Consider the following 4,741-nt stretch of genomic DNA (forward strand, 5'->3'; position numbering starts at 1 on the left):
ACTGCGCTTTGCATTAAATAGATATGCTTGAACAGAATTTAAAAATTTTTGCCCAGCCTCGCACCATTTTTACAATGAGCCTTAAAAGCGATCTCTTGTATTACTTCTCTTTTTTGTCCTCTTACTAGATTTGGCTCTTAATGTAAGTGCTTATATTTTGTTACCGTTAACCTATATTTTATGTTTGCTTAAGATAATATAATTCGATAAAGTGAAAGTATCAAAACCAAGGAGGTAAATATTTATGAGTATTCAACCGAATCAAGTAATTTATAGTATTTTTGTACGCAATTTTTCAAAAGAAGGGACTTTTCAAGCAATCATTCCTGAACTACCAAGAATTAAAAAGCTAGGAGTCGATATTATTTGGTTAATGCCAATTCATCCAATCGGTGAAGTCAATCGTAAAGGAAAAGATGGTTCTCCTTATGCTAATTACGATTTTCGCGCTATTAATCCAGAATATGGAACATTAGCAGATTTTGAAGCATTGTGTGATGCTATACATGAAAATGGTATGAAAGTCATGATTGATGTCGTATATAATCACACTTCACCAGATTCAGTATTAGTTCAAGAACATCCCGACTGGTTTTATTATAATGAAGAGGGTAAAAGAGGTAACCGTGTTGGTGATTGGACTGATATTGTCGATTTAGATTATCAACATCGTGAATTAAGAGATTATCAAATTGAATCGCTTTGTTATTGGGCAAAATATGTTGATGGTTACCGCTGTGACGTGGCACCATTAGTACCGATTGATTTTTGGATTGAAGCTCGGGCGGCAGTAGCTGAAATTAAATCAGATTTCATCTGGCTTTCTGAAAGTGTTGAATTTGGATTTATTAAAACGTTACGTCAAGCGGGTACAGTCGCTCATGCGGATGCTGAGATGTATCAGGCCTTCGATGTATTATATGATTATGATGTTCATTATTTATTCCATGGTTACTTAAGAGGCACAAATAAATTAAGCGACTATATTAATCGCTTGAATTTACAAGAAGTGATTTATCCCGTTGATTATATTAAGGCACGTAATTTAGAAAACCATGATAACCCACGTGCAAAATATTTAATTGGCAATGAACAAGACCTTTTACAATGGACGGCTTTCCAATATTTCGAGAAAGGATTTGTCTTATTATATAATGGCCAAGAAGTTCAAGAAACTACCGAACAAACATTATTTGATATCGATCCAGTTAATTGGCAGGCTGGACGAGATATTTCAACAGAAATCCGTCATTTAAATGATATTAAAAAGCAATATATTCCAACCACCTTAACCACTCGTTATGAATTAACTCCTTATGATGAGTTAGACGCAGTGGTAATGGAACATCAAGATAAAGCACAACATTTTGTGGCAGTTTGTTCTTTCAAAGGAAAAGAAGGTTTTGTTAATGTACCAATGGCTGATGGCGAGTATAGTGATTTAGTAACTGGAAATAAAGTATCGGTTCATAATGGAAAATTAGCACTCGCTTCTCATGCGCAAGCTTTTTCTATTTAATCAGAATGACTGATTTTGAAAGAGACAAGTAGTTTAGATATTTTTATTTAACATCATATATTTTGCGGCAGTGGGCAAAAAGTAGATAATCAAATGATTTTCGCTTCGTCTGTCTACCCCCGTACAGTTGGGAGTAGACCTCAAACAAGTCGAAAGACGCAGTTTGAGGTCCTTCAACACTGCACGATAAACTAAATAGATTAGACCAAACAAATTTTTTAAAGTTTTTACCTAGCTTACAAGTCTCTTTATTTAGAAAATCGTAAAAAGGAAAAAGAATAAATTGTCATTCCTTCTGGCAATTGATGGATTAAGAAAGAGAGCTCTACAACATTTAGTAGGGCTTTCTATTTTTGCTAATGATTTTACGCGTGAAAAAAGATGCTTTTTTGATGTTGGAAAGTCTTAATCGTCAACTAAACTTATGGGATACAATAATTTGTCAATTTTATGTAGCACAAGTGTGTTTATTTAAATTACTAATTAGGATTAATTTTCTTTGACTCATTCAAATATATGCGATAATATTTAATTCGTAATCAAATTGATTTGAATTCGAATTAAAATTCAATCAACTATTGAAAGAGGGGACTATTATGCAACACGAATTATTAGGAATTCATCATGTGACCGCAATGACCGATTCTGCTGAACGTAATTATCAATTTTTTACAGAAATTTTAGGGATGAGATTGGTAAAAAAAACAGTTAATCAAGATGATATCCATACTTATCACACATTTTATGCCGATGATGTTGCGGCTCCGGGAACCGATATGACTTTCTTTGATTTTCCCAATAATCCAAAAGGATTACCAGGAACTAATTTAATTTCAAGAATTGGTTTGAGAGTACCGAAAGATCAAGCTTTAAACTACTATCAAAAACGCTTTGAAAAAATGGGAATAAAACATGATCCGATTACTGAAGTATATGGGGTTAAGGTATTACCTTTTGAAGAACAGGATGGTCAAAAGTATCAATTATTTTCAGATGAACATAACCAAGGGATTCCTGCGGGGACTCCTTGGAAGAAAGGGCCGGTTCCAGCAGAATTTGCCATTACTGGTTTAGGACCTATTGAAATTACGATTAGTTATTTTGAAGACTTTCGCATTTTTTTAGAAACAGTTTATGGTATGAAAACAATCGAATTAACCGAAGAACGTGCTTTATTGGAAGTCGGGGAAGGTGGTAATGGTGGTCGTGTTATCTTAATTAATGATAGTGAATCAGGACAAAGTCAGCCAGGCTATGGACAAGTCCATCATGTGTCCTTCCGAGTGAAAGACCATGAGGCATTGATGGCTTGGTTAGATCGTTATAATGAGTTAGGGATTAGAAGTTCTGGATTTGTCGATCGTTTTTACTTTGAGGCGCTTTATACGCGTGTAGGTCATATTTTAATTGAGTTATCAACTGATGGACCTGGTTTTATGCAGGACGAACCATATGAAACCTTAGGAGAAAAATTATCTTTACCTCCGTTTTTAGAGCCTAAGAGAGCAGAGATTGAAGCACAAGTTAGACCGTTTGATACAGTTTGGCGTGGGGTAAAGGAGCACGATTAAACTTGAAAAAAGTTAAGGGCATTCATCATATAAGTGCGATTGTTGGTGATATTAATGAAAATATTAAATTTTATCAAGATATTTTAGGATTAAGATTAGTAAAACAAACCCTTAATTTTGATGATTCGGTAGTATATCATCTTTACTTTTCTAATGAGCAAGTGAATCCAGGTTTTTTATTAACCTTTTTCCCTTGGCAACATGCGACTCATGGCCGAAAAGGTGGCGGACAAATAGGTAGGATTGCATTTAGAGTGCCTAAAGGTTATTTAAAGAAATGGGAACATTATTTATTTGCTAAAGGCATAGAAACAACACGATCACAGTTATTTGGCCAAGACACTTTAGAATTTAGTGATCCTCACTCTTTAGATTTAGCCATAGTTGAAACGGATGTAGAGCATGAAACGAGAGCTATTTATGATTTTCACGGTGTGGCGATTTTATCTGAAAACCCAACAGCTACTAAATCCTTATTAAGCAATGATTTAGGACTTTTAAAGGTTGGACCACATCATTTTAAAACGGATAGTCCACTAGCACAGCATATTATTGTCAATGAATCTCCTTTACGTAAAGGACGTTGGGGTACCGGAACGGTCCACCATTTAGCTTGGAGTGTACCTTCTGAAACAGAATTATTGGCATGGCAAGACTATTTTTTTGATCAACAATTTGCCATTACCGAAGTTAAAGATCGTAAGTATTTTAAATCGATTTATTTACAAGAAAAAGGGAATGTTATTTTTGAATTTGCTACTGTTGATCCAGGCTTAGAAGTAGATGAGTCCTTTGATAAATTAGGACAAATATTACAAATCCCACCCCATTTTGAGATGGATAGAGACAACATACTAGCTCAAATTGAACCCATAACGGCTAGAATAAACAAGTATTCATCTTCTAATCTGCAATCATTATCAAAAAAGGAGGCCATTGATGGAACATCTATTTAGAAAAGCTAAAAGGATGGATGCCCCCACTTTTATCTTATTACATGGAACAGGTGGAGATGAGCATTCCTTATTACCAATTGCAGATTTATTAAATCCTGATTATGGCGTCCTAAGCATTCGAGGAAATGTCAATGAGCACGGAGCTTTACGTTTCTTTAAGCGTAAAGCAGAAGGTGTGTATGATGTGCAAGATTTACAGCAAAGAGCATTAGTGTTAAAAGACTTTATTATTGAAGTAAGTGAAAAATATGCGTTTGATTTGAGTAAAGCTATTATTGTAGGGTTTTCCAATGGCGCCAATATTGCGATTGAGCTGTTATTAAAAGACCAATCAATCTTTAACAAAGCTATTTTAATTGCGCCAATGTACCCAGTTCCTATTAGTGAAACTCATTCTCTATCACACCAAAAGATTTTTATTTCGATGGGTAAGCAAGACCCTATTGTGCCAATTTCTGAAAGCGAACGAGTGGTAACCCTTTTCGAATCACGAAAGGCCGATGTCACTACCTTTTGGGTACAATCACATGAGATTAATATGCTGTTATTATATCAAGTGAAAGAGTGGCTTGGATAAGTGATTGGGCAAATACTTTAAAAATTTATTTTTGTACTAGCTATATAAGGTATATCAACAGTATGAGTCACTGTATAAGGCTGGCCAAAAACTTTTTTAATTCTGTTCAGGCATATCT

Annotated in this window: 4 protein-coding genes; all 4 read left to right on the plus strand. The window is 34.7% G+C overall.

The features are described from left to right. Positions 1-244 precede the first annotated feature (244 nt). The 4 genes from GSA01S_RS09310 to GSA01S_RS09325 all read left to right on the plus strand — a co-directional run bounded on the left by GSA01S_RS09310 (position 245) and on the right by GSA01S_RS09325 (position 4,623). On the plus strand, positions 245-1,519 hold the full coding sequence (locus GSA01S_RS09310) for an alpha-amylase family glycosyl hydrolase (RefSeq protein ID WP_066126894.1): 1,275 nt from the start codon (positions 245-247) through the stop codon (positions 1,517-1,519). A gap of 593 nt (positions 1,520-2,112) precedes the next feature. Continuing rightward, complete coding sequence (locus GSA01S_RS09315; RefSeq protein ID WP_066126898.1) at positions 2,113-3,090, plus strand: ring-cleaving dioxygenase; 978 nt, start codon at positions 2,113-2,115, stop codon at positions 3,088-3,090. Between the two features lie 2 nt (positions 3,091-3,092). Continuing rightward, positions 3,093-4,046, plus strand: a complete 954-nt coding sequence (locus GSA01S_RS09320) for a VOC family protein (protein ID WP_083513293.1) — start codon at positions 3,093-3,095, stop codon at positions 4,044-4,046. Further along, the gene (locus tag GSA01S_RS09325; RefSeq protein ID WP_066126896.1) at positions 4,030-4,623 is read left to right on the plus strand and encodes an alpha/beta hydrolase; all 594 of its coding nucleotides are present in this window, start codon (positions 4,030-4,032) and stop codon (positions 4,621-4,623) included. The genes GSA01S_RS09320 and GSA01S_RS09325 overlap by 17 nt, the downstream gene beginning before the upstream one ends. Positions 4,624-4,741 lie beyond the last annotated feature (118 nt).

The organism is Globicatella sanguinis NBRC 15551 (assembly GCF_001552295.1).
GTDB classification, from domain to species: domain Bacteria; phylum Bacillota; class Bacilli; order Lactobacillales; family Aerococcaceae; genus Globicatella; species Globicatella sanguinis.